The organism is Salinivibrio sp. IB643, assembly GCF_001996105.1.
Classification (GTDB): domain Bacteria; phylum Pseudomonadota; class Gammaproteobacteria; order Enterobacterales; family Vibrionaceae; genus Salinivibrio; species Salinivibrio costicola.
Genome location: NZ_MUFF01000015.1, coordinates 88,267 through 113,003, shown reverse-complemented (window position 1 = coordinate 113,003; position 24,737 = coordinate 88,267). Strand labels below are relative to the sequence as shown.

22 protein-coding genes, 1 rRNA gene and 1 pseudogene are annotated in these 24,737 nt (G+C 50.7%); 15 read left to right on the top strand and 9 right to left on the bottom strand.

Annotated elements, in window-relative coordinates; all coding sequences use genetic code 11:
• Positions 1-397, bottom strand: a 16S ribosomal RNA gene (locus tag BZG77_RS08710); the annotation flags it as partial.
• A gap of 896 nt (positions 398-1,293) precedes the next feature.
• Here BZG77_RS08710 and BZG77_RS08705 point away from each other — a divergent pair.
• On the top strand, positions 1,294-1,626 hold the full coding sequence (locus BZG77_RS08705) for an SMR family transporter (RefSeq protein WP_077646950.1): 333 nt from the start codon (positions 1,294-1,296) through the stop codon (positions 1,624-1,626).
• A gap of 77 nt (positions 1,627-1,703) precedes the next feature.
• Here the strand turns inward: BZG77_RS08705 and groL are convergent, their stop codons facing one another.
• Positions 1,704-3,350, bottom strand: a complete 1,647-nt coding sequence (gene groL, locus BZG77_RS08700) for a chaperonin GroEL (protein ID WP_077646949.1) — start codon at positions 3,348-3,350, stop codon at positions 1,704-1,706.
• Between the two features lie 43 nt (positions 3,351-3,393).
• A complete protein-coding gene (locus BZG77_RS08695; RefSeq protein WP_021024083.1) occupies positions 3,394-3,684 on the bottom strand; it encodes a co-chaperone GroES in 291 nt (96 codons plus the stop codon).
• 219 nt (positions 3,685-3,903) lie between these two features.
• Between BZG77_RS08695 and BZG77_RS08690 the strand changes: the two genes are divergently transcribed.
• Entirely contained in the window at positions 3,904-5,253 is a 1,350-nt protein-coding gene (locus BZG77_RS08690; protein WP_077646948.1) for an MATE family efflux transporter, read from the top strand.
• Here the strand turns inward: BZG77_RS08690 and BZG77_RS08685 are convergent.
• Entirely contained in the window at positions 5,223-5,696 is a 474-nt protein-coding gene (locus BZG77_RS08685) for a MarR family winged helix-turn-helix transcriptional regulator (protein WP_077646947.1), read from the bottom strand. The genes BZG77_RS08690 and BZG77_RS08685 overlap by 31 nt on opposite strands.
• A gap of 247 nt (positions 5,697-5,943) precedes the next feature.
• On the opposite strand from BZG77_RS08685, the gene BZG77_RS08680 reads away from it, so the two are divergent.
• Genes BZG77_RS08680 through BZG77_RS08665 form a run of 4 tightly spaced genes read left to right on the top strand, consistent with a single transcriptional unit; the run spans position 5,944 to position 10,733 of the window.
• Complete coding sequence (locus BZG77_RS08680) at positions 5,944-7,083, top strand: homogentisate 1,2-dioxygenase (RefSeq protein ID WP_074214047.1); 1,140 nt, start codon at positions 5,944-5,946, stop codon at positions 7,081-7,083.
• Between the two features lie 14 nt (positions 7,084-7,097).
• The gene (locus tag BZG77_RS08675; RefSeq protein ID WP_077646946.1) at positions 7,098-8,084 is read left to right on the top strand and encodes a fumarylacetoacetate hydrolase family protein; all 987 of its coding nucleotides are present in this window, start codon (positions 7,098-7,100) and stop codon (positions 8,082-8,084) included.
• 60 nt (positions 8,085-8,144) lie between these two features.
• Positions 8,145-8,765, top strand: coding sequence for a maleylacetoacetate isomerase (gene maiA / locus BZG77_RS08670; RefSeq protein ID WP_077646945.1), 621 nt, complete (start codon positions 8,145-8,147; stop codon positions 8,763-8,765).
• Positions 8,766-8,774: 9 nt separating this feature from the next.
• On the top strand, positions 8,775-10,733 hold the full coding sequence (locus tag BZG77_RS08665) for an acetoacetate--CoA ligase (protein WP_077646944.1): 1,959 nt from the start codon (positions 8,775-8,777) through the stop codon (positions 10,731-10,733).
• Between the two features lie 113 nt (positions 10,734-10,846).
• Here BZG77_RS08665 and BZG77_RS08660 read toward each other — a convergent pair whose 3' ends face one another.
• Positions 10,847-11,368 carry an FxsA family protein gene (locus BZG77_RS08660; protein ID WP_077646943.1) on the bottom strand — a complete coding sequence of 174 codons (522 nt, stop codon included), beginning with the start codon at positions 11,366-11,368 and terminating at the stop codon, positions 10,847-10,849.
• Between the two features lie 306 nt (positions 11,369-11,674).
• Here BZG77_RS08660 and aspA point away from each other — a divergent pair, with 306 nt between their 5' ends.
• Positions 11,675-13,126, top strand: a complete 1,452-nt coding sequence (gene aspA / locus BZG77_RS08655; protein WP_394329758.1) for an aspartate ammonia-lyase — start codon at positions 11,675-11,677, stop codon at positions 13,124-13,126.
• Between the two features lie 75 nt (positions 13,127-13,201).
• Here aspA and BZG77_RS08650 read toward each other — a convergent pair whose 3' ends face one another.
• Positions 13,202-14,512 carry an anaerobic C4-dicarboxylate transporter family protein gene (locus BZG77_RS08650; protein WP_077646942.1) on the bottom strand — a complete coding sequence of 437 codons (1,311 nt, stop codon included), beginning with the start codon at positions 14,510-14,512 and terminating at the stop codon, positions 13,202-13,204.
• A 254-nt stretch (positions 14,513-14,766) separates the two neighbouring features.
• Here BZG77_RS08650 and BZG77_RS08645 point away from each other — a divergent pair, with 254 nt between their 5' ends.
• The 8 genes and pseudogenes from BZG77_RS08645 (at position 14,767) to BZG77_RS08610 (ending at position 19,667) form a co-directional block, all read left to right on the top strand.
• Positions 14,767-15,036: a type B 50S ribosomal protein L31 gene (locus tag BZG77_RS08645; RefSeq protein ID WP_077646941.1), complete on the top strand. Its 270-nt coding sequence runs from the start codon at positions 14,767-14,769 to the stop codon at positions 15,034-15,036.
• Positions 15,033-15,176, top strand: coding sequence for a type B 50S ribosomal protein L36 (gene ykgO, locus BZG77_RS08640; protein WP_021024094.1), 144 nt, complete (start codon positions 15,033-15,035; stop codon positions 15,174-15,176). The genes BZG77_RS08645 and ykgO overlap by 4 nt, the downstream gene beginning before the upstream one ends.
• 133 nt (positions 15,177-15,309) lie before the next feature.
• Positions 15,310-15,825, top strand: coding sequence for a thioredoxin fold domain-containing protein (locus BZG77_RS08635; RefSeq protein WP_077646940.1), 516 nt, complete (start codon positions 15,310-15,312; stop codon positions 15,823-15,825).
• Positions 15,826-15,913: 88 nt separating this feature from the next.
• On the top strand, positions 15,914-16,546 hold the full coding sequence (locus BZG77_RS08630; RefSeq protein WP_077646939.1) for a response regulator: 633 nt from the start codon (positions 15,914-15,916) through the stop codon (positions 16,544-16,546).
• Positions 16,547-16,627: 81 nt separating this feature from the next.
• A pseudogene (locus BZG77_RS08625) lies at positions 16,628-16,897 on the top strand (MarC family protein); the annotation flags it as partial.
• A 180-nt stretch (positions 16,898-17,077) separates the two neighbouring features.
• Positions 17,078-17,344: a DUF4212 domain-containing protein gene (locus BZG77_RS08620; protein WP_021024098.1), complete on the top strand. Its 267-nt coding sequence runs from the start codon at positions 17,078-17,080 to the stop codon at positions 17,342-17,344.
• 12 nt (positions 17,345-17,356) lie between these two features.
• On the top strand, positions 17,357-19,084 hold the full coding sequence (locus BZG77_RS08615) for a sodium:solute symporter family protein (protein ID WP_077646938.1): 1,728 nt from the start codon (positions 17,357-17,359) through the stop codon (positions 19,082-19,084).
• Positions 19,085-19,154: 70 nt separating this feature from the next.
• Positions 19,155-19,667, top strand: coding sequence for a hypothetical protein (locus BZG77_RS08610; protein ID WP_241844135.1), 513 nt, complete (start codon positions 19,155-19,157; stop codon positions 19,665-19,667).
• Positions 19,668-19,725: 58 nt separating this feature from the next.
• Here BZG77_RS08610 and BZG77_RS08605 read toward each other — a convergent pair whose 3' ends face one another.
• The 3 genes from BZG77_RS08605 to BZG77_RS08595 form a co-directional block, all read right to left on the bottom strand.
• The gene (locus tag BZG77_RS08605; RefSeq protein WP_077646936.1) at positions 19,726-19,950 is read right to left on the bottom strand and encodes a hypothetical protein; all 225 of its coding nucleotides are present in this window, start codon (positions 19,948-19,950) and stop codon (positions 19,726-19,728) included.
• Complete coding sequence (locus tag BZG77_RS08600; RefSeq protein WP_077646935.1) at positions 19,950-23,399, bottom strand: PAS domain-containing hybrid sensor histidine kinase/response regulator; 3,450 nt, start codon at positions 23,397-23,399, stop codon at positions 19,950-19,952. The genes BZG77_RS08605 and BZG77_RS08600 overlap by 1 nt, the downstream gene beginning before the upstream one ends.
• 130 nt (positions 23,400-23,529) lie before the next feature.
• The gene (locus tag BZG77_RS08595; protein ID WP_077646934.1) at positions 23,530-24,705 is read right to left on the bottom strand and encodes a 3-phenylpropionate MFS transporter; all 1,176 of its coding nucleotides are present in this window, start codon (positions 24,703-24,705) and stop codon (positions 23,530-23,532) included.
• Positions 24,706-24,737 lie beyond the last annotated feature (32 nt).

Below are 24,737 nucleotides of genomic sequence, written 5' to 3'. Positions count from 1 at the left end.
GGTCTCCCCCATTGTGCAATATTCCCCACTGCTGCCTCCCGTAGGAGTCTGGGCCGTGTCTCAGTCCCAGTGTGGCTGATCATCCTCTCAAACCAGCTAAGGATCGTYGCCTTGGTAAGCCATTACCTTACCAACTAGCTAATCCTAACTGGGCCCATCCCAACGCGATAGCTTACATGTAGAGGCCACCTTTGGTCCGTAGACATTATGCGGTATTAGCCGTCGTTTCCAACGGTTATCCCCCTCRTCAGGGCAGGTTCCCAGCCGTTACTCACCCGTCCGCCGCTCGACGTCCAGTAAATCCACCRAAGCTTCAATACTGCCGTTTCCGCTCGACTTGCATGTGTTAGGCCTGCCGCCAGCGTTCAATCTGAGCCATGATCAAACTCTTCAATTAAAGTTTTGGTGTTTGCTTTTCCWAAGAAAAGACAAACGGCTCGATAAATACTGTTTTGTTCNCCAGCCGTTACTCACCCGTCCGCCGCTCGACGTCCAGTAAATCCACCGAAGCTTCAATACTGCCGTTTCCGCTCGACTTGCATGTGTTAGGCCTGCCGCCAGCGTTCAATCTGAGCCATGATCAAACTCTTCAATTAAAGTTTTGGTGTTTGCTTTTCCTAAGAAAAGACAAACGGCTCGATAAATACTGTTTTGTTCRTCTCTTGCGAGACAAACGAATTGACTGTGCCGAACAACGTAAACGTTGTTTCGTATTGGTCACTCAGTTCATCGAATAAATCTTTTTGTCTATTCTCAACGAGTGCCCACACAGATTGCATAGGTCAAATTGTTAAAGAGCGTGTCGATTCGTGGTTGGCATTTCGTGACTTGCGTCTCGTTGCCCCGTCGACAGGAAGCGCAGTATAGAGATCTCAGTTTTTACCGCAACCCCTNCGTAAACGTTGTTTCGTATTGGTCACTCAGTTCATCGAATAAATCTTTTTGTCTATTCTCAACGAGTGCCCACACAGATTGCATAGGTCAAATTGTTAAAGAGCGTGTCGATTCGTGGTTGGCATTTCGTGACTTGCGTCTCGTTGCCCCGTCGACAGGAAGCGCAGTATAGAGATCTCAGTTTTTACCGCAACCCCTTTTTGCAAAAAAAAACTCACCCGCACAAAAAACATACTAGGTAGCTTTTTTTGTCTATTTTAACGTTCAGGCAAGGCTTGCTTTTGTTTGGATTTATTAACATAGTCGAAATTTTCACCTTTCTCTAGAAAAAATGAGGCATACATCATGAAAAGGGGCTGGTAGCGTAGTCGGCCTGTTTCTCACTTGGGAGTCATCGATATGAAGCACTGGCTTTTTCTGGGGTTTGCGATTGTGGCAGAAGTGATTGCAACGGCGTCACTCAAAAACAGCGACGGCTTTTCAAAGCTCGTCCCTTCGGTGTTAGTCGTGGTGGGATACAGTTTCTCTTTCTATCTACTCGCCCTCACTTTGCGCGCAATTCCTGTAGGCATCGCCTATGCGATATGGGCCGGCGCGGGCGTAACATTGATTGCTTTAATTGGCTGGCTTGTCTTTGACCAAAAACTCGATACAGCGGCGATTATCGGCATGGTACTAATTGTCTCGGGTGTAGCAGTGATGAATATTTTTTCATCTGCGTCTTCGCACTGAGTCGCGTTATTGGCGTCAGCCCGAGAACGAAAAAACCCAGCCGAAGCTGGGTTTTTTCTTTAAGGAGGAAAGGCAGATTACATCATGCCGCCCATTCCTCCCATACCGCCCATTCCAGCAGCACCCATATCAGCGCCGCCATCTTTTTGTGGCAGATCAGTAATCATGGCTTCGGTGGTGATCATCAGGCCAGCCACGGATGCCGCAAACTGAAGCGCACTACGCGTCACTTTGGTTGGATCCAGGATACCCATTTCAATCATGTCACCGTATTCACCGGTTGCGGCGTTGTAACCATAGTTACCGTCACCTGCTTTCACATTGTTCGCAACCACTGAATCTTCGTCACCCGCGTTAGTCGCGATTTGACGAATAGGCGCTTCCATGGCGCGCAGTGCCACACGGATACCGACGTTTTGCTCTTCGTTATCGCCTTTCAGCTCGCCAACTTTGCTTGCGGCACGGATAAGCGCAACGCCACCACCGGCAACCACGCCTTCTTCCACTGCCGCACGAGTCGCGTGCAGAGCATCTTCAACGCGGTCTTTCTTCTCTTTCATCTCAACTTCAGTCGCCGCACCGACTTTGATTACCGCAACACCGCCAGCCAGTTTGGCAACGCGCTCTTGCAGTTTTTCTTTGTCGTAGTCAGACGTCGCGTCTTCGATTTGTTGACGAATTTGAGCAACACGACCTTCGATCGCCGCTTCTTCACCAATACCATCAACAATTGTGGTGTTGTCTTTAGTAATGGTGACACGCTTGGCTTGGCCAAGGTCTTCTAGTGTCACTTTCTCAAGATCCATACCGATCTCTTCAGACACGACAGTACCTGCAGTCAGGGTCGCGATGTCTTGTAGCATCGCCTTACGACGATCACCGAAACCAGGTGCTTTCACTGCTGCCACTTTGACAATGCCGCGCATATTGTTTACCACCAAGGTGGCCAGCGCTTCACCTTCAAGATCTTCTGCAATGATCAGCAGCGGACGAGACGCTTTTGAAACCGCTTCAAGGGTTGGCAGTAGTTCGCGAATGTTAGAGACTTTTTTGTCGATCAGTAGGATAAATGGGTTATCCAGTTCAACATTACCGGCTTCTTGGTTGTTGATGAAGTACGGAGACAAGTAACCACGATCGAACTGCATGCCTTCGACAACGCTCAGTTCGTCTTGCAGTGACTGCCCTTCTTCAACAGTGATCACGCCGTCAAGACCCACTTTGTCCATTGCTTGTGCGATAAGCTTACCAACAGTGTGGTCAGAGTTTGCCGAGATAGTCCCCACTTGCTCAATGGCATTGTTGCTACTGCAAGGTGCAGACAGATTTTTCAGCTCTTCGACCGCGGCAACGACAGCTTTGTCGATACCACGTTTTAGATCCATTGGGTTCATGCCCGCAGCAACTGCTTTTAGGCCTTCGCTAATAATAGACTGCGCCAATACGGTCGCTGTGGTCGTGCCGTCACCCGCCGCATCATTGGCTTGTGAAGCGACTTCTTTCACCATTTGCGCGCCCATGTTCTGGAATTTGTCTTCCAGCTCAATTTCACGCGCAACAGAAACACCATCTTTAGTGATGGTTGGTGCACCGAATGATTTGTCGAGCACTACGTTACGGCCTTTAGGGCCCAGGGTGACGCGAACGGCATCCGCCAGAACATTCACACCTTCGAGCATTTTCGCACGTGCGTCGTCACTAAATTTAACGTCTTTAGCAGCCATGTTTTTATTCCTTTCTTACGTTATTGATTGGAGGTGAAATGAATTACTCAACGATTGCCATAATGTCGCTTTCAGACAAGATCAAAACCTCTTGACCCTCGATCTTTTCGGTTTTGGTACCAAAGCCTTCAGAGAAGATAACAGTGTCACCTACTTGAACGTCCAACGGCTGCACACTGCCGTTTTCAAGAATACGGCCTTTACCTACCGCCAGTACTTTACCGCGGGTAGATTTTTCTGCAGCAGAACCAGTTAACACGATGCCGCCCGCTGATTTAGACTCAGCTTCTTGGCGCTCAACGATAACGCGATCATGTAGTGGACGAATGTTCATCGGTCGTCTCCTGAATTAGTAATGATGTTCCGTTTGATGAAGTAAGTATGCACACAGGCCGTACATGCGTCCGGTACCTGATGTCTCTTTCTATGTGGGGACGGACTTTTTCTTTCCCAAGGGCTTTACAGCAATTTTTTTGTTTTTTTTAGACACGTAACTTTCTCACCTTATGCGGATCCGCTAGGGTAAGCCGTCCCAACTCAGCGATCAGAGACTATGAACGATAAACACGGGTTGCTTTCTGCTCCAATTAATCAAACCTTGCGCAAAATGACGATTCCGATGGTGTTCGGCCTGTTTGCGATCATCATGTTCAACGTGGTCGATACCTTTTTTATCTCGCAACTAGGGACAGAGGCGTTGGCAGCGGTGAGTTTTACCTTTCCTATCACCTTTGCGGTGAACTCCGTCACTCTCGGGTTAGGAGTCGGTATTGCAGCACTTGTCGGACGTTTACTCGGCCAAGGGGATCACCAAGATGCGGCGCGTGTATCAACCCATGGATTATTATTGGCCTTGTTGCTCGTGATGTTAGTTGGCTGGTTGGGTGCTGCCACCATTGTTCCCGTTTTTTCTGCATTAGGCGCCAGTAAAGATTTACTTCCACTGATCCATGAATATATGCAGATATGGTACCTCACGATTCCTTTATTGGTGGTACCGATGGCAGGTAATGCCGCCATTCGTGCCACAGGTGATACCAAAACCCCAGCCAAAATCATGATGGTCTCTGGGCTGATTAATGGCGTTCTCGACCCCTTGCTAATTTTTGGTTTAGGCCCTTTCCCTGAACTAGGCGTGCAAGGTGCCGCTATCGCCAGTGCCTTGAGCTGGGCCGGTGCCATGCTCGCTGCACTTATCGTACTCACTCGACGAGAGCAGCTACTGATTGCGCCGCAATGGCAACAGATCGGCACCGATGTGAGTCAAATTCTTAAAATTGGCATGCCTGCTGGAATGACCAATGCGCTCAACCCTGCAGCAGCTGCCATATTAATGATGATGCTCGCCTCACAAGGCACAGAAAGCGTTGCCGCCTATGGCGCTGCGCAACGGATTGAAGCGATTTTATTGATAGTGATGATGGCAATGACGTCTTCGCTTACGCCCTTAATGTCGCAAAACTTTGGCGCGCAATACCATCAGCGGGCCTTTCAGGCGCTGTTCAGTGCGATGCGCTTTGCCATCTTGTTCCAATTTGCCTTGTACTTATCGCTGTGGCCTTTTATCGATCTGATTGCGGATGTGTTCAGTGACGATGTGCGGGTTCAACAAGAAATTGCCCACTATTTGATGGTGGTCCCGGCCAGTTACGGCTTACAAGGCACCTTGATGTTATTGGTCGGCGGTCTGAATGCCATGAAGCGTTCGCTGCATTCGTTCGCCTGCAACCTAGTGCGTTTGTTTGTCTTCTTGGTGCCTTGTGCATGGCTGGGCGGCATGGTCAACGGCACCCATGGCCTGTTTGCGGGAATCGCTGTTGCCAATCTACTCGCCGGTATTATGGCGTACCTGTATGCCGTGGTGCTGCGCCGTCAGACGCTCGCGTCTTCACTACCAGCTTGATCCAGCTCATGAACGCGGTGCTGCAACGCATCTAACGCCTGATAAAGCGCTTGATACTGCGCCGCACTGAGTCCCTCGAGCATGGCTTTTTCCCACTCCAACACCTTGGGGACAATAGTCTGATAATGGGTGCGGCCTTTGTCGGTCAAATGGACTAACGCGGCGCGCTGATCACCTTGACACGCGCGTCGCTCTACCAACTGATGCTGCTCTAAACGGGTAAGCAAGCGCGACACTCTCACTTTATCCAACCGCGTTTCTGCGGCTAAATCTTTCGCCATCACGCCATCCCGTGCGCCCAAAGAGGCCAGCACGCGCCATTCTGGACGCGACAATCCAAACTCTGCTTCATAACGTGCCGCAAGACTATCGGCAACCAGCTCTGCGGTGTGAACTAATTTGTAGGGCAAAAAACTGTCAAGGGCTAGGTGCGGAACGGTCATATCAGTTAGTTTCAATTGAAATCATATACCTTACTTTACGAGAGGCGTCGATAAGATGCAAAGGTAGTGCTTTGTTTACACTTACGGTTTTTAGGCGGCAAAAATACTGAACAGACAAGGTAAAATATTTGTTAACAGCACGTTGCTTTTTATCTTGTCTGCTCGCTAGTATAAACGGATAGATTGTTTCTTTTGAAACTATTTGGCCGTACCGGTGACCACGGCCGCCCAGCACAAGGAGCGAGATATGCGAAAGTGGTTTTCATTCCCCATTCGTGAAGGGGACGCCTCACGTCAAGCCCACTGCGACTTTCCCGAAGGAACCTACGAGCGCGAATGTGGCAAGGAAGGCTTTTTTGGCCCGGCCAGCCATATGTATCACCGCCATCCCCCGACGGGCTGGAGTGAGTGGGAAGGCCCATTGCGACCGCATGCTTTTGACACCAACCGAGTTGAAACGCAAGGCACGTCGCCAATGGATGCCCCTGTGCTGTTATCCAATGCCAATGTTCAGGTTCGCTTATGGCGCACCGATACCGCCATGTCTTATCTGGTGCGCAACAGCGATGGCGACGATTGCTTATTCGTCCATCAGGGCGAAGGCTCGCTGTATTGCGATTACGGCCACTTGCGCTACAGCAAAGGCGATTACTTGATTATTCCTCGTGCCACCAGCTGGCGACTGGTGCCGGATGAGGCCACTACTTTGCTGATGATTGAAGCGACACATGGCTCCTACATGAGCGCCGAACGAGGCATTGTCGGCGAGCATGCGGTGTTTGACCCCGCGGTGCTAGAACATGCACGTATTGACGATAGCTTTAAAGCCCAGCAATCCGATAGCGAAAGCTGGCAGGTGATGATCAAATCGCGCCAACAGCTCAACCGTGTCACTTATCCTTATAACCCACTCGATGCCGTAGGCTGGAAGGGCAACCTCACCGTATTCCGGCTTAACTGGCGAGATATCCGCCCACTAATGAGCCATCGTTATCACTTGCCGCCATCCGCGCACACCACCTTTGTCGCGCAAGGTTTTGTGATTTGTACCTTTGTCCCCCGCCCGATCGAGTCGGATCCTGGCGCACTGAAGGTGCCTTTTTACCACAATAACGATGACTATGATGAAGTGCTTTTCTATCACCAAGGTGACTTTTTCAGCCGCGATAACATTGATGCCGGTATGGTGACCTTACACCCTTGTGGCTTCCCACATGGACCTCACCCAAAAGCCTTTGCCGCGGGCAAAAAGCATCAGAAAAAAGAGACCGATGAAGTGGCGGTGATGATCGATACCCGCATGCCACTTGATATGGGCGACGCGGCGAAAGCCACCGAACTGACCGATTATGTCTACTCTTGGCGCACGCCAAGTGACGCAGAATAGCGAAGGAGAAAGCAATGAAACTGGCTTCACTCAAACACGGACGTGATGGCAAATTGATTTTGGTCTCTCGCGACCTTACTCGCGCCGTCCACGCCGACGATATTGCGCCCACACTACAAGCGGCACTCGATAATTGGACGACCCTTGCGCCCAAACTGACTCAGCGCTATGACGCGCTTAACGACAACCAAGTCAGTGAGTCTTTTGCCTTTGACCCAAGTGTCTGCGATTCACCGCTGCCCCGCGCCTTTCAGTGGGCGGATGGTAGCGCCTACGTTAACCACGTTGAACTGGTGCGCAAAGCACGCGGTGCAAAAATGCCTGAGAGTTTTTGGACCGATCCTTTGATGTATCAAGGCATGTCTGATGGCTTTCTTGGTCCGCGTGATGAGATTGAATTAGTGGATGATGCATGGGGCTGTGATTTTGAAGCCGAGCTAGCCGTCGTCACCGATGATGTGCCCATGCACCTAAGCGCTGAGAAAGCCGGCCAACACATTAAATTACTGATGCTGGTCAACGATGTTTCTCTGCGCAACCTGATCCCCGGCGAGCTTGCCAAAGGGTTCGGTTTTTTCCAATCCAAGCCCGCCTCTGCTTTTTCGCCGGTGGCGGTTACCCCCGATGAGCTTGGCGATCACTGGCGCGACCATAAAGTCCACTTGCCGATGCATGTCACTCTGAACGGCGACTGGTTTGGCTCGCCCGAAGCCGGTGTCGATATGACCTTTGATTTTGCCGAACTGGTCGCCCATGTAGCGAAAAGCCGTCATGTCAGTGCCGGGACCATTATTGGCTCCGGCACGGTGTCCAATACCGATCGCAGTAAAGGCTCTTGCTGCTTAGCCGAAAAGCGCATGCTGGAAATTATCGACCAAGGCGAGGCAAAAACCCCGTTTATGACCTTTGGCGATAGCGTCACTATCGATATGCGCGACAGCCAAGATGCGTCTATTTTCGGCGCCATTGAGCAAACTGTGACCCGTTACATCGCAGAGTAACCTTGATGCGCGCCCGGTGCCTCTGGGCGCGCTTGACGTTGACGCCGTCTAGGAGCTTGTATGCTGCTTTATGATTACAGTAAGTCGACCGCGGCCTACCGCGTCCGCATCGCCCTTGGCCTTAAAGGCCTCAGCTACCAACGAGAAACCGTGTCCCTTCTGGATAAACATCAGCACAGTGACGCCTATCGTTCGCTCAACCCCGCCGGTTTAGTGCCTACCTTGGTCGATAGCGATGTCACCTTGAGCCAATCGCTCGCCATTATCGAATACCTCGATGAGCGCTATCCACAGGTCAAACTGCTCCCCGGTGATCCAGTGCAAAAAGCCCAGTGCCGCTCTCTGGCACTCGATATTGCCTGTGATGTGCATCCACTCAATAACTTGCGAGTTCTGCAATACTTAACCGGCCCCTTTGGCCACAGTGATGATGACAAAATCACTTGGTATCACCATTGGCTAAAACAAGGGTTCGATGGCTTGGAAGCCAAACTACAAGGATTAGACAGCTCCTTTATCGGCGGAGAAGCGCCCAATTTGGCCGATATTTGTTTGGTCGCGCAGCTGTTTAATGCACGCCGATTTGCGTTTGATTTAACGGCATACCCAACCCTGACACGCATTGAATCACAATGCCAAACGTTGGATGCATTTATACAGGCACACCCTGATAAGGGCTAAGGAGAGGACATGAAAGACGGATTGTTGTGGGCGCCGGATAAGGAACGTCAAACCCACACGTTACTCGCTGCGTTTATCCGTGCCGTGAATCAGACTCACGACACCCAGCTAAGCGGTTATGACGATCTTTACGCATGGTCAGTACGTCAAAGCGGCGATTTTTGGCAACAGTTATGGCAATTTGCCGGCGTGATCGGCGATCCGGGCGAGAGAGTGTGCGATATCGATCCCGAGCACCCCAATCGAGATAGCCACTGGTTTCCCACCGCACGTCTGAACTATGCCGAAAACCTGCTCAAGCACGCAGAGCAATATGCCGACCAACCGGCGATGATTTTTAGCGGTGAGCATGAGGTAGCACGAACCCTCACTTGGCGTGAGCTCGTCGATCAGGTCGCGGCCATCCGTCACTACCTAGATATGCAAGGCGTTCAGCCGGGCGATGTGGTTGCTGGCTATTTACCTAATCTGCCTGAAACCGTGATTGCAATGCTTGCCACCGCGGCTCTGGGCGCGATTTGGACCTCAACCTCACCGGACTTTGGCGTCGACAGTGTGTTAGACCGTTTTGGCCAAACCGAGCCCAAAGTGCTGTTTACCACCGATCATTACCACTATAACGGCAAAACCTATGACTGCCTGAATAAAGCACAGCAGGTGGTGGGTAACGTACCGGCCATTGAACGCCTAGTGGTGATCCCTTTTGATGGCGTTCGACCTTCTTTACCTGCTGGCGTGGATAACTGGCAGGACTTATTAGTCAAGGACGTGCCGCCGCTTCGCTTTACCCGCGTGGCGTTCAATGCCCCACTCTTTGTGCTTTACTCTTCCGGCACCACGGGTAAGCCCAAGTGCATTATTCATTCTGTAGGGGGGATATTGCTCAATCATTTGAAAGAGCATCAGCTCCATTCGGATGTGCGCCCCGGCGATCGCTTTTTCTATTTCACCACCTGCGGCYGGATGATGTGGAATTGGCAAGTCAGCGCTTTAGCAAGCGGCGCGACCTTGGTGCTCTATGATGGCTCGCCGTTTTATCCCGATGCGGGGGTACTTTGGCGACTGGCCGAGCGGCACCGGCTCACCCTTTTTGGCACCGCAGCCAAATACTTAGAGGCATTGAAAAAACAAGGTGTGGCGCCGAAAGATGATTACTCGCTGACGTCACTACGCGTCCTATGTTCGACCGGCTCGGTACTTGCGCCCGAACAGTTTGATTATGTCTATCAAAAAATAAAGCCTGATCTGCAATTAAGCTCGATTGCGGGTGGCACCGACATTTGTGGCTGTTTTGTTCTTGGCAGCCCACTATCACCGGTTTATCGCGGTGAAAGCCAAAAGCGCGGCTTGGCGCTCGATGTACAAGTGTTTAACGCCCAAGGCCAAGCGGTTGAAGAGCAGAAAGGGGAACTGGTGTGTTGTAATAGCTTCCCCAACCAGCCGGTTGGCTTTTGGCACGATACCGATGGCAGTCGCTATCACAATGCCTACTGGAGCAAGATTGATGACATCTGGTTCCATGGTGACTATGTGCGCCTGACCGCACAAGGTGGCATGGTGTTTTATGGTCGGTCTGACGCGGTATTAAACCCAGGCGGGGTGCGAATTGGTACGGCGGAAATCTATCGCCATGTTAACCAGCTTAGCGAGATCATCGATTCAGTAGTCATCGGCCAGCAATGGCAAAATGATGTCCGCGTGGTGCTGTTCGTCAAACTCGCCGCCGACGTGACACTGGATGAGCCACTCAAGCAAGCCATCAAAAAAACCATCCGCACCCAGTGCACACCACGTCATGTTCCCGCCGTGATTGCCGAGGTGAGCGATATTCCGCGCACCAAGTCAGGGAAACTGGCCGAGCTGGCGGTGCGCGATGTGGTCCATGGCCAAGACGTGGCACAGTTAAGCGCACTGGATAACCCAGCATCACTCGACCAATATCGCCAACGCCCTGAGCTTGCTGAATAAACGACACTCGCTGAATAAACGACAATAGTGCAATAGGCCCATAAGGTCCGCAAAAAACTAAAAATGGCCGCAGTGTGCGGCCATTTTTGTCGATGTTTTTTACAACGTAAACGTTATCTTAGGCGATGATTGTCATCGTCGTCATCGTCTTTACGCTCGTACTCACCTTCAAAGGTGTTGCCATCGTCATCGCGCCCGCCACGACGAAAAGGATCGTCACCAAAGGGGCCTTGCGTATTACCTCCTTGGTGGAAGCCGCCTTGGCCAAAGCCCGCTTGAGACACAGTGACCCGTTTCATCACTTGTTTGGCGAGCGCCGCACGCGGTGCTGGTAGCAGCACCAACATCCCCATCGCATCGGTCATAAAGCCTGGCGTCAACAGCAAGACACCTGCTACCGCAAGCATCACGCCTTCAAGGATTTGCTGCGCCGGTAACTCACCGCGATTGAGTCTGTCCTGCACCGAGGCCAGCGTCATCAACCCCTGATTACGGACCAAAGACGCACCGACAAATGCCGTGATCAGAWCCAACGCCAAGGTCGGCCACAAGCCCAGCCAGCCGCCGACCTGAATAAATAGGCCAATTTCGATCACTGGGACCAGAATAAATAGCAGTAGTAAGACTGGAAACACGGTTCACCTCGCGCTAAAAATTGACGTTTCATCCTAACATCAAAATAAGGCAAAAGCCGAACCGGGATCCTGTATTTACTGCTTGAATCCCAGCGCAAGAAAGCGCATTTTGTTTAGTCATCATGTTACAGCTGTGACGGAAGTCAGCCATTTCAACCGCATCATGTGCTGTAATATGGGTTGAAACGATGTAATAGACGATACATCCAGCCAAAATCTCTGAGGAATGGATTCTACAGCAATATTTGTGGCGACGTTTTAATCATTATAATAACTTGATGTTAAGGCCAACGCATGTCTCAGACGATTATTACCCCCAATGATACCCCTACGCAAACCACTGCCACCCGCTTGGAAGAGGACTTACTCGGCCAACGAGCGGTGCCTGCAGATGCGTATTATGGCATTCATACCTTGCGCGCGATTGAGAACTTCACTATTTCAAGCACCCGTATTTCTGATATCCCAGATTTCGTACGCGGCATGGTTTATACCAAAAAGGCCGCCGCAATGGCCAACCAAGAACTTGGCGTGATCCCTGCTGACGTCGGTGATTACATCATCAAAGCCTGTGACCAGATGTTGGAAACCGGCAAATGCATGGATCAGTTCCCCTCGGATGTCTTTCAAGGCGGCGCGGGCACCTCGGTGAACATGAACGCCAACGAGGTAATTGCCAATCTTGCGCTTGAACTGATGGGGCACGAGAAAGGCGATTATGATGTGATTAACCCTAACGATCACGTCAACAAGAGCCAATCCACTAACTGTGCGTATCCAACCGGATTTCGAATTGCGGTATATAACAGCATTCTCAAACTGATGGATGCGATTGATTACTTACAAAAAGAATTCGATGTCAAAGCAGACACGTACGCTCATGTCATAAAAATGGGCCGTACCCAGCTGCAAGATGCGGTGCCAATGACAGTGGGGCAAGAGTTCAAAGCCTTCTCTGTACTGCTGCGTGAAGAGATTAAAAACATCAAATATACGGCGGCCCTACTTTTAGAAGTGAACTTAGGCGCTACCGCGATCGGGACGAAGTTGAATGCTGCAGAAGGTTACCAGCAACTGGCGGTGAAACGCCTTGCAGAGATTACTGGTTTACCTTGTATCCCGGCAGAAGATTTGATTGAAGCCACCTCAGACTGTGGGTCCTATGTCATGGTGCATGGCGCGCTAAAACGCCTGGCGGTGAAACTATCGAAGATCTGTAATGATTTACGCCTACTTTCTTCTGGCCCTCGTGCAGGACTGAATGAAATTAACTTGCCTGAAATGCAAGCCGGTTCATCCATCATGCCTGCCAAGGTCAACCCGGTGATCCCTGAAGTAGTCAATCAGGTTTGTTATCGAGTCATGGGGAACGACACTACCATCACCTTTGCTGCCGAAGCCGGCCAATTGCAACTCAACGTCATGGAGCCGGTGATTGGTCAAGCGCTGTTTGAATCGATCTCGATATTAGCAAACGGCTGCCGTAACCTCGGCGAAAAATGCGTCAGCGGCATTACCGTCAACCAAGAAGTGTGCGAGCACTACGTGCATAACTCGATTGGGATTATCACCTATCTCAACCCCTTTATCGGTCATCACGAAGGCGATATTGTCGGCAAGATTTGTGCTGAAACCGGTAAAAGTGTTAAAGAGGTGATACTCGAGCGTGGTTTGATGACAGAGTCTGAGCTTGATGAGATTTTCTCCGTTGAGAACCTCATGCACCCCAAATACCGCGGTAAACGCTTTAACGCTTAGCCGGTCAAAATCACAACAACCATAAAACAACAAAGGGCGCTTATAGCGCCCTTTTTCATGCCGGTGAAACAGCCGCTACAACACCTGGGTAATCAACAAACCACATGCAATACTAAAGACCATGCTCAGCAAGCCTGGCAACATAAAGCTATGGTTGAACACATACTTACCAATCCGCGTAGTACCGGTGCGGTCAAAATCAATTGAAGCGATAATCGGACCATAATTCGGGACGAAGAAATAACCATTTACCGCAACAAAGGTGGCAATGATCATCGAAGGGGGTAAGCCAAGCGAAATCGCTACTGGAACAAGCACCGCCGTCGTTGCACCTTGACTATTCACCATCACTGATAGGGCAAATAAGGCAAAAGCAAATGTCCAGGGCGCCACTTCAACCAAGCCAGATACCGCGTCTTTGACCATATCTAGATGGCCAGCAACCAAGGTATCCCCTAACCAAGCAATACCAAAGATAGCAACGATGGCACGCATCCCAGCATGGAATACTGAGCCTTGGCTAATCGCATTACCGTCTGGTTTACAAGTCAGAATAATTAACGCAGCAACCGACAACATAACGATTTCAATGGTGTGGGCCATGCCCATTGGCTCACCATCAAATGCCGGACGCAAAGCAGGGAAAGCCCCCATAATGACCACGGCTAACGCACCGAATAAGAACAATGCGACCGATTTTTTCGCCTCAGGGGTGACTTCGATATCTTCGACCGCGAGGTCAGCTTCCATTTCCTGACGAAACGCGGGATCTTGCAGACGACGTTGATATTCAGGATCGTCTTTAAGCTCTTTGCCCAGTTTATTCACGATCACACACGCCAGCGCCAAACCGATAAAGGTGCTAGGAATGGTCACTGATAGAACATCTGTCAGTGTGATGCCTTGAGGCTCTAAAAAGGCGACACATGCAACCACAGCAGCGGCAATCGGGCTGGCCACAATCGCAAACTGTGAGGCAATCACCGCCATACCGAGAGGGCGGGCAGGACGAATCCCGCTTTTGCGGCTCACTTCGGCAATAACTGGCAACACCGAGTACGCCACGTGTCCCGTTCCTGCCATCATGGTAAAGACATACGTCACTAAAGGCGCAACAAAAGTAATATGACGTGGATTTTTGCGCAGAATGCCACTGGCAATTTTAATTAAAAAATCGAGGCCCCCTGCCGCTTGCATGGTCGCGGCGGCGGCAACTACCGCCATGATCATTAATAACACATCAATCGGAGGATGCGTCGGTTGCAACCCGAACACAAAGCTCAACACTAAAAGTCCAAGCCCGCCCATCACACCTAAACCGATGCCGCCGATACGGGCACCCACTAAGATGCAGCTGAGTACCACTAATAACTCAACCAAAAACATAATTTTCTCCTACTTTGGATAGACTTTCCCACTACGTCGCGTTCACACACGAGAGCAAACGCGCCCAGCACCATGGCCAAAGTCTAACCAGGCCCCGTAACGCGTATGTTGATTCAAGTAAGAAAAAGTAACACTTTTCGCGAACTGACAACAAAAAGTTCGGAAATTGAGATCTTTAACCTAGACACTAGGCAGGCTTTTCTTTTCTACTTTCAGTTGTTATGTTATATCATAACCTTTAATAAGGCGTCATTATGCAAGCCAATATCCATCTCGAGTATCGCCCTGTCGTTTTTCATGACACCAGCGTTGACGCCTATTTTATTATCGGATCAACCTTGCAAACATCACGCACCATTGAGTGGCAAGATGGCAAAACCTATCCTTACTACCCGTTGGATATCTCGAGCGCTTCACATCCGGTGTACACAGGTAAACAACGCGCTGCCAATAAAGAGGGGCGCGCCGCCAACTTTGCGCGCAAGTTTGGCCAAATTGGTCGCAGTCAAAAGGCGTCGTCATGAAGGTATTGAACTCACTGAAAAGCGCCCGCCAGCGTCACCCTGATTGCCAGGTTGTCCGTCGTCGCGGACGCATGTTTGTCATTTGCAAAACGAATCCGCGTTTTAAAGCCGTACAAGGGCGCGCGAAAAAACGCGCCTAAGCGTCGGCGACGCACTGCCACTGATGGGGCAGTGCGTCTCTGCGGGCAAACATCTTGATGTCGTCATTTCCTTTTCCTAAGCAAGTCATGGTATGTGTGTATACTCATCCTATTAACATGAAAAGGAAAACATATGAGACAGGGTCGCCGTGTCGCATTGACTGCTGGATTGTTGGTTGCCGCATTAGGCGCCAGTGCGCTTTATATTGTTCGCTCGCAACAAGCTACCGTCCCTGCGACAACATCGCATACCGTCACGGCGCCAACCTTTGTGACCGTTAATAGCCAAGCCGCACTTGAGGCTGAACTTGCCAAAGCCGCTACCAATCAACAAGTCGCCTTTGTCGACTATTACGCCGACTGGTGCATTCCATGCAAACAGTTTGCGCAAAAAACATTTACCGATCCGGCAGTGTCTAAGCCACTTAGTACTATGCACCGAATTAAAGTGAACCTGAGTGAAAACCGTCCGGAAGATTTTGCCTTGATGCGTAGCCAAGCGGTGGCAGGCTTACCGACTCTCGACTTTTGGCTTCCCACGGGTGAACGTGATCAAGCGGCGCGTATAACCGGCTTTTTACCTCCTGAGGCATTTCTCGCTCACCTCAATGAACATGCACTGATGCCGTCAGTAAAAAGCAAGGAATGATCAATCTCTTAGTTCTCTTGTTACAAAATTGATAAGCCCTGCATCGGGTGATAGGTTGAAAGAAACTGAAGGGAAAGATAGCCGCATTATGGAAGCGCAACACACCATCGTTATTGCTGATGATCATCCACTATTTCGAAATGCCTTATTTCAATCTGTGCATATGGCGATAAGCGGTGCCAACCTGTTGGAAGCAGATAGCTTAGATAGCTTGCATAAAATACTCGCACGAGATGCTGACGTCGATTTAGTCCTACTCGACCTCAAAATGCCCGGCGCTAACGGCATGTCCGGTCTGATTGAGCTGCGCAACCAATATCCTAACCTGCCCATTGTCGTCGTCTCTGCCAGCGAAGAACGCAATGTGATCCGTCAAGTGCATTCACATGGTGCGTTTGGCTTTATCCCTAAGTCCAGCGATATGCGCGCCTTGGTGCAATCATTAACCCAGGTACTCGAGGGAACGCCTTGTTTTCCTGATGATCTCGGCGAGGAGGATGACAGCGAGTGCCTATCTAGCAAACTCGCTGCGCTGACACCGCAGCAGTATAAGGTGTTGCGGATGCTCTGTGACGGTCTGCTTAATAAACAAATCGCTTACGATCTCGCCGTTTCCGAAGCCACCATCAAAGCGCATATGACGGCTATTTTCCGTAAGCTCGGGGTCAAAAATCGTACGCAAGCAGTGATTTTATTGCAGCAATCCAATATAGAACTTTGATACGCTAGCGCCCTCGACCCTATTATGGAGCGCCCATGCTAAGTATTCTGGCTACACAATTCGTGATCTTATGGGCCGTGATCGATCCTGTCGGTAGCGTGCCCATTTATCTCTCGCAAGATGCTCACCGATAACAACCGCTATGCCATTGCTGAACAAGCGATCACAGCGGGAGTGATGTTTTTAGTTCTGCTCGCGACCTTGGCTTTACTCCTCGGGGCTAATGTGATTCACAAAGTGATTGGTAATGTGGGCGCTTCTATTATCAGTCGCGTAATGGGGCTGATTCTCGCCTCGGTGGCAGTGGCTAATTTACTCGAAGGGGTCCAAAAGTTTTACCACTTAAGTTAGACCTTTGGCGAAAGCCTTGGCTGGCTCACACGGAGCCAGCCCAACCTACCTCACAAAACACCTGATTTTTCCTGCGATTGCCTACAACCAAGCTCGACTAAAGTTGCAATGTCGCTTTGCCTATCCACTGCTATCGTCATTACGTAACATTCCATTAACGTGATAAACAAGGAGAAGGCGATGGCGTTTCAAAGCAAGGAACACGCAAAAGCCTACTGGGACAGAAACGTAAAACTGATGATCAGCTTATTGATTGTCTGGTTTGTGGTCTCATTTGGCTGCGGGATCTTATTCGTTGATGCTCTCAATACCATTCAAATTGGCGGCTACAAATTAGGATTCTGGTTTGCTCAGCAGGGATCGATTTATACCTTCCTCGGCATCATTTTTGTGTATACCAAACAAATGCGCAAACTCGATCGCGAGTTCGGTGTTGACGACGAGTAAGAGGATAAACACATGGATTTAAGAACCATTACTTATATTGTTGTCGGGTTCACATTCGCACTCTACATCGGGATTGCAATTTGGGCACGCGCAGGCTCCACTAAGGAGTTTTACGTCGCGGGCGGCGGGGTCAACCCCATCGCAAACGGGATGGCCACCGCTGCAGACTGGATGTCAGCCGCTTCCTTTATTTCAATGGCCGGCTTAATTGCCTTTATGGGTTATGGCGGCTCGGTGTTTTTAATGGGTTGGACTGGCGGCTTCGTGCTTCTTGCATTGCTGCTGGCGCCTTACCTGCGTAAGTTTGGCAAGTTTACCGTGCCAGAGTTTGTCGGTGAGCGCTTTTATTCAAAAACCGCACGTATCGTCGCTGTCATCTGCTTAATCATCGCCTCGGTGACGTATGTTATCGGTCAAATGAAAGGGGTTGGGGTCGCATTTGGTCGCTTTTTAGAAGTGGATTACTCCACCGGGCTATTAATCGGTATGGTGATCGTCTTTATGTATTCCGTGATGGGCGGGATGAAAGGCATTACTTACACCCAAATTGCTCAATATTGCGTACTCATTTTAGCTTACACCATTCCCGCAATCTTTATTTCCCTTAACTTGACTGGTAATCCGTTCCCACAACTAGGTCTCGGTAGCACCATGGCGGGCACCGATCAGTATCTGCTCGATCGACTGGATCAGGTAGTCACCGAACTTGGCTTTGTGGAATACACCACCGCAGTGCGTGGCAGTACGCTCAATATGTTTGCCTACACCATGTCACTGATGATTGGTACTGCTGGCTTACCCCACGTCATTATCCGCTTCTTTACCGTGCCTAAGGTACGCGATGCTCGGGCTTCTGCGGGTTGGGCGCTATTCTTTATCGCCATTTTGTACACCTCAGCACCTGCGGTCGCGGCAATGGCGCGCTTGAACTTAATGGACACTGTGAATCTGCCTAATGGCGACAATCTTGTCTATGACGAACGTCCAGACTGGTTCAAAAACTGGGAAAAAACCGGGCTACTTGGTTTTGATGATAAAAACGGCGATCAAAAAATTCAGTACACGTCGGATTCGGCAACCAACGAATTACGCGTTGACCGCGATATTATTGTCCTGGCCAATCCCGAAATCGCCAAACTGCCTAACTGGGTGATCGCCTTGATTGCCGCCGGTGGCCTGGCGGCCGCTTTATCGACCGCAGCCGGGTTATTATTGGCTATATCGTCCGCGATATCTCATGACCTGATTAAGGGGGTCGTCAATCCGAATATCAGTGAAAAAGGCGAGCTGATGGCGAGCCGGATATCCATGGCATTAGCGATTGCCGGCGCTGGATACTTGGGGCTCAATCCACCAGGCTTTGCGGCCGGGACAGTGGCACTTGCCTTTGGTTTGGCCGCGTCATCGATATTCCCGATACTGATGATGGGGATCTTCACCAAAACCATCAATAAAGAGGGCGCAATTGCGGGTATGGTAGCGGGGATCAGTGTCACCCTGTTCTATGTCTTCCAACATAAAGGGATTCTGTTTGTCGCTGATTGGACCTACTTAGAAGGCTTAGGCAGCAACTGGATCTTAGGGATTGAACCCAATGCCTTTGGTGCAGTCGGGGCAGTCTGCAACTTTGTCGTCGCTATCATTGTGTCACGCATGACGAAGGAAACACCGCAAGAGGTGCAAGACTTAGTCGAACACGTTCGCATGCCATCGGGTGCGGGTGATGCGCAATCACACTGATACAGTGTTAAATTATGCAAGCCCCTTCGGGGGCTTTTAAACGACAAATTATGTCCAGCCAAGGAGAGGCATGATGTCAACGATAACGCGTTTATTAACCAACAAGCATGTAGTTATCGCGATGCTAGTCGCGCCAGTGCTCGCAGTGATAGCCTATTTTGCGGTCGATGCCAGTGTGTCTGAAGCGCCCAAGGCGGCCCAACCGGGGAAAAGCTACCCGCTTGCTGTCCGTTCCAACTGTCGCTATACCAGCGGATTTTGTCAGCTCGAAAATGGTGATATGAAACTCAAACTGGAGCCACAAGGGATCGAGGATAATCAGCTGACGTTGCAGCTAGTCAGTGAGTTGCCTTTAGAAGGTGTTCGTATTGGCCTGGCACAGACCTCGCCCCAAGCGATGCAAGCCACCGGTGATAAAGGTACCCACTGGCTCGTATCACTGCCGGCACCAAAGAGTAATGATGCACAAATCCGCGTCGCGGTGAGCATGGCGGGTAGCCATTATTTTGCGCAAATACCTGCTACGTTTATCGAGCACAAGACCTTTTATACCGAACACCAGCAAGCCCAAGACGCATCATAGCCGACGACAAAATGCGTCATAATTGATGATACGATGATAGCCCCAGCGAAGGGAGCCACTAGCTATTCAGCGACATCACGGCAGGTCGAATCGCGGCAATAATCACAGCGATGTTGTGTTCATAAGCTTGTTCGGCAAGCCAATAGTTCACATCGGCCCACCCGTCGCCATCCAAGTGAGCAAGTTCATCGACTTCAATATGACCATCAATAGGATCAAATCGTCCTTCGACCTTGACGGTACCGATATCGGTTTCAAGGCGCGCGAATGCAAATGGCGTCATTATTTTCCTCGCTGTTGTAATAGGGTCCGTAGCTTCAGCGGCTTCACGGGCTTAGACAGATACGTAAAGCCTAGTCCTGTTACCGCCTGTTGTGTTTCAGCACTGCGGTCAGCGCTGATCATTACGCCATGAAAACAAGCGCCCAACTTGAGTTGGCATTGCTGTAATACTTGTAGGCCCGTTTGTTGGTTGGCTAAATGATAGTCACTCAGCACAAATTCAGGTTGCCATTGTTCACTGATTTGCTGCATGGCCTCGCCAACATCTCGCGCGCACCGCACATCACAGCCCCAACGTGATAAAAGCTGGGTCATTCCGGTCAAAATATCTTGTTCATTATCAACACATAATACTCGGCATCCTTGCAACGCCTGGGCGCTGTGCAGCGTTGGTGTGGCGCCTTTCGGAATAGCATTCACTTCGCGGGTATCACTGCCATCAACGGTGATGGAAAAAACAGTCCCCTTGCCTGGCCATGACTGCAGTCCCAACGGTTGAGACAAGATTTGGCTAATGCCTTTCGCGATAGCCAGCCCCAATCCCAGCCCTTGCTCTGCACCTTGGCGCTCAATCCGAGTAAACTCTTGAAAAATATCTTGCTGGCGAGCCAACGGGATCCCATCCCCATCATCCCAAACCTCGATTCGATAATCATGGCCGGTACGGCGCACGCCCAATAACACCCGTCCGTCCGGGTTGTAGCGAAAGGCATTGGTTAAGAAGTTTTGCAATACTCGCCTAAGGAGGGTTTTATCAGAGCGGACAATGGCCCGGCTGCGGCAGACATGAAAATGGAGGCCTTGTCGATGTGCTAACACTCCAAATTCCGCTTCAAGCGCATCAAAGACTTCACTCAATGGAAAGGACTCAATCCGGGCTTTCATCTTGCCCGATTCAAGACGAGAAATATCCAATAAGTCTCCAATCAATACCTCAGCACTTTCGAGCGCACTTTCGATATGCTGCGCGGCGGTTTCTGTTTCACGGTTGACCGCCATTTCACTCAGTGATGAGGCAAACAAGCGCGCCGCATTGAGCGGTTGCATTAAGTCGTGACTCACTGCGGCTAAAAAACGGCTTTTTGACTGCGAGGCAGATTCCGCTTTACGGGTGGCGTCGATTAAACGGCTATTCAAGCGCTCCAATTCCTGGGTTCGCTCAGTCACACGCGCTTCCAAGGTTTCGTTTGACTGTTTGAGCGCGGCTTCGGCATCGCGGAACGCGGTGATATCGGTAAAGGTCATGACAAAGCCCCCGCCCGGCATCGGGTTACCTTGCAATTCAATCACGCGCCCGTCGGGATGAACACGCGAGGACGTATGCGGCTTTCGCCGCGTTAAGTGCATCACCCGTTTGCTCACATGATCCTCCGGATCGCCCGGCCCACACAATCCCCGCTGAGCATTGAACCGGATTAAGTCTGCGACCGGTCGTCCGACTTGAATAAGCCCAGGTGGGAATTGGAACATATCGATATAACGCTGATTCCACGCCACTAGCCGTAATTGTTTATCCACCACCGATATCCCTTGATTGATATGCTCAATGGCGCCTTGCAAAAGACCGCGAGAAAAATCAAACAACTCAGAGGCTTCATCCACGATGGTGGCAATTTCCTCCAGCTGCATATTTCGGCCTTGTAGTGCAGAAGACAGCACCAGCCGAGCGGATGACGATCCAAACACGCCCGCCAGCACCCGCTCGGTATGACGAATTAAAGGGGCGCTGGCCTGTTGCTGTGGCATTAACTCCTCACCGCGCTGCTCAGCAAATTGGCTAAAAGCCTGGCGCATGCGTCGACGCCCCACGAAGCGTGACGCCAGCATCTCAAGCTCTGCGACCGTGACTCGGCTTTGATACAAGCGCGCACCATCGTTTTCGGGTAATGGCATGCCGACAAATGCGGCGGCTTGCAAGCGCTCACTCAGTGACGGTCGTGTTAATAAAGACACAAGGATAAAGCTGACGGCATTCATCAATACGCTAAAGGCCAACCCCCAATCAATGATATTAAGCTCGGCGAGTGGAGGTAATGATGGTGGCGTAATCAGCCAGATAAGCATATTGGATTGCCCATCCCCTGCCAGCATCCCGGTTTGGACCATCATGGTCACCAACCAAAGCGAAAATCCGACTGTCAGCCCAGCGTACACCCCTTTTTTATTTCCTTGCCGCCAATACAAGGCGCCAACCATGGCAGGTGCAAATTGCGCGATGGCAGCAAAAGACAGAAAGCCAATTTCTGACAAGGTTGGGACGGTTTCTATCAAATGATAGAAACCCCAGGCGGCAATCAAAATCAAGAAAATCAGCGCGCGACGGACGTTGAGTAATAAACCAGAAAATTGCGCGAAATTGCGAGAGGCCATTTTCATACGCCGTAACAGCAGCGGCATAACAAGATCATTGGAGACCATAATGGCCAGCGCAATAGTAGAAACAATCACCATGCCACTGGCTGCCGAGGCACCGCCCATAAACGCCAGTAATGCCATGCCTTCCGCGCCCACGGATAAGGGCAAGCGGATCACATAGGCATCCGCCGGTGTACCAGGCAATAACGCTTGCCCGGCATAAGCCATGGGAAGGACAAAAATTAGCATCAGGAGTAGATAGATTGGGAAAACTTTACGTGCCATGTTCAAATCGCTTGCACGCGTGTTTTCCACCACCATGGTATGAAACTGGCGCGGCAGACAAATAATCGCGGCGCCCGTTAAAAAGGTGTGAATGATTAAACTACCGACATCGGGCTCACCGATAACGCCTGATGCTTCAAGCGTTATTGGCAACGTCGGTGCTTGGAATAACAGCGCAACAACAAACACGCCAACCCCGAGAAAAGCCACCAGCTTAATGACAGATTCAAACGCCACCGCCATCATCATACCGCGATGATGTTCGGTGCTATCAATGTGTCGAGTGCCAAATAACACCGTAAAAACGGCGAGAACGACACACACCAACCACGCAATTTGCGTTTGTTCTAAGCCAACACTCCGCCCCATTTCCGGCGAGAGCACGTCAAGGCCCATGGCAATGCCGCGTAGTTGCAACGCAATATAAGGGAGCACCCCCACCACAGCGATCAGCGTCACCATCACAGCCAGTCCCTGAGACTTGCCATATCGCGCCGCAATAAAGTCAGCGATCGACGTGATATGCTCGCGTTTGGCAATCAGAATGAGACGAGCGAGAAAGCGCCATCCGAGGGTAAACACCAACATCGGCGCCAGGTAAATCGGCAAAAAGGACCATGGAGAACTAGACGCTTGGCCGACGGTGCCAAAAAAGGTCCAAGAGGTGCAATAAACGGCAATGGAAAGGCTATAAATCCAAGGCCGCCATTTGTGAAGCCAGCGTGGCTGGCGATCGCCATACCAGGCAATGGCAAATAATGCCCCCATGTAGAGCAGTGAAACAGAGACAATTACCCAGCCTTGTGTCATGACTCCCTTCCTGACGCCATAATGTGCCAAATCCTTTGGCTGGGTGTACCACGGCAACGGTGCCCACTCAATCATGCAATGCTGGCTTTGTGGGCGCTCTAGCTAACTTTATTGCAAGCCGGTAAGCCGTTTATTGCACACTGGCATGCTTGGCGCGTCGAAATTCGGGCTCACGCAAGGGGAGCACAAAAACAGGCAACGCAAGCAGCGCCATTGCGTAAAAGGTTCCCGATGGCGAAACCGCATAAATCCACCCACTTGTCGTAGTAAGAGCCGCGACCACCGCACCCATCGGCAACGCGTTATAAGCAGCTTGTGCAGCGACCAACCGCGTTCCGCATTCACGCTGAATATACTGCATGGCACCTAAGTGCGCACCGGCAAAGGTGACACCATGAAGTAACTGAACCAACACAACGGGAATGGCTGCGGTGGTGGTGCCTGTTACCCCCCAACGGATCAATACGCCTAACGCAGCCAATTGGAATAACGACTTAGACGACCAACCGCTAAAAAGCCGGGCGCCGAGAGCAAATACGGCCACTTCTGATACGACGCCCAAGCTCCATAAATAACCGACGATACTCTCGCTGTAACCGGCCTGCTTCCAATAAATCGCACTAAAGCTGTAATAGGCGGCATGACTGCCCTGCAACAAAGAGGCGATCAGCAAAAATACAATGACCTGACGATCACGGAATAGCTGACGCATTGACACTTTACTGCCTGTCATATCATGCTCGCTTTGCGGCATGATGGTCGGACGACGCAAGGTCAGCAGTAAACATGCCGATAAGCCACCGATTGCCACCCAAGGAATAATCGCCGCCGATTGCTCGGTCACCAACCAGCCCGTTACGCTCGAACCGACAATAAAAGCAATCGATCCCCAAAGACGCGTACGACCATAGTCGATATACCGATGACGCGCGTAATAGTTCGCCAGAGCATCAGACAAGGGCACCGCTGGACCAATGGCTAAATTAAACAACACAGTGACGAAAGCTAACCACCACACATTAGCCCCCATCATGGGATGCAAGGCACAGGTCACCAACGCCATCAAGGTCAACACACGCAGAGCCGGCAACAAAGCTTCAACCTGTTGCACACGCGGAGTAAATACTAAGTTGGCGACACATCGGGTAGCAAAACCAAGCCCAATCAAGGTCCCGATCACGCCCGAATTAAGGCCTAGAGACTCAAACCATATCGCCCAAAATGGCAAATACACGCCATACGAAAAGAAGAAGCCGCCAAAATATTCTGACAACCAACGAAAGGGGGAACACTGGGTTAATGCCATATCATTACTTCATATTAAGAGACATACGGCGC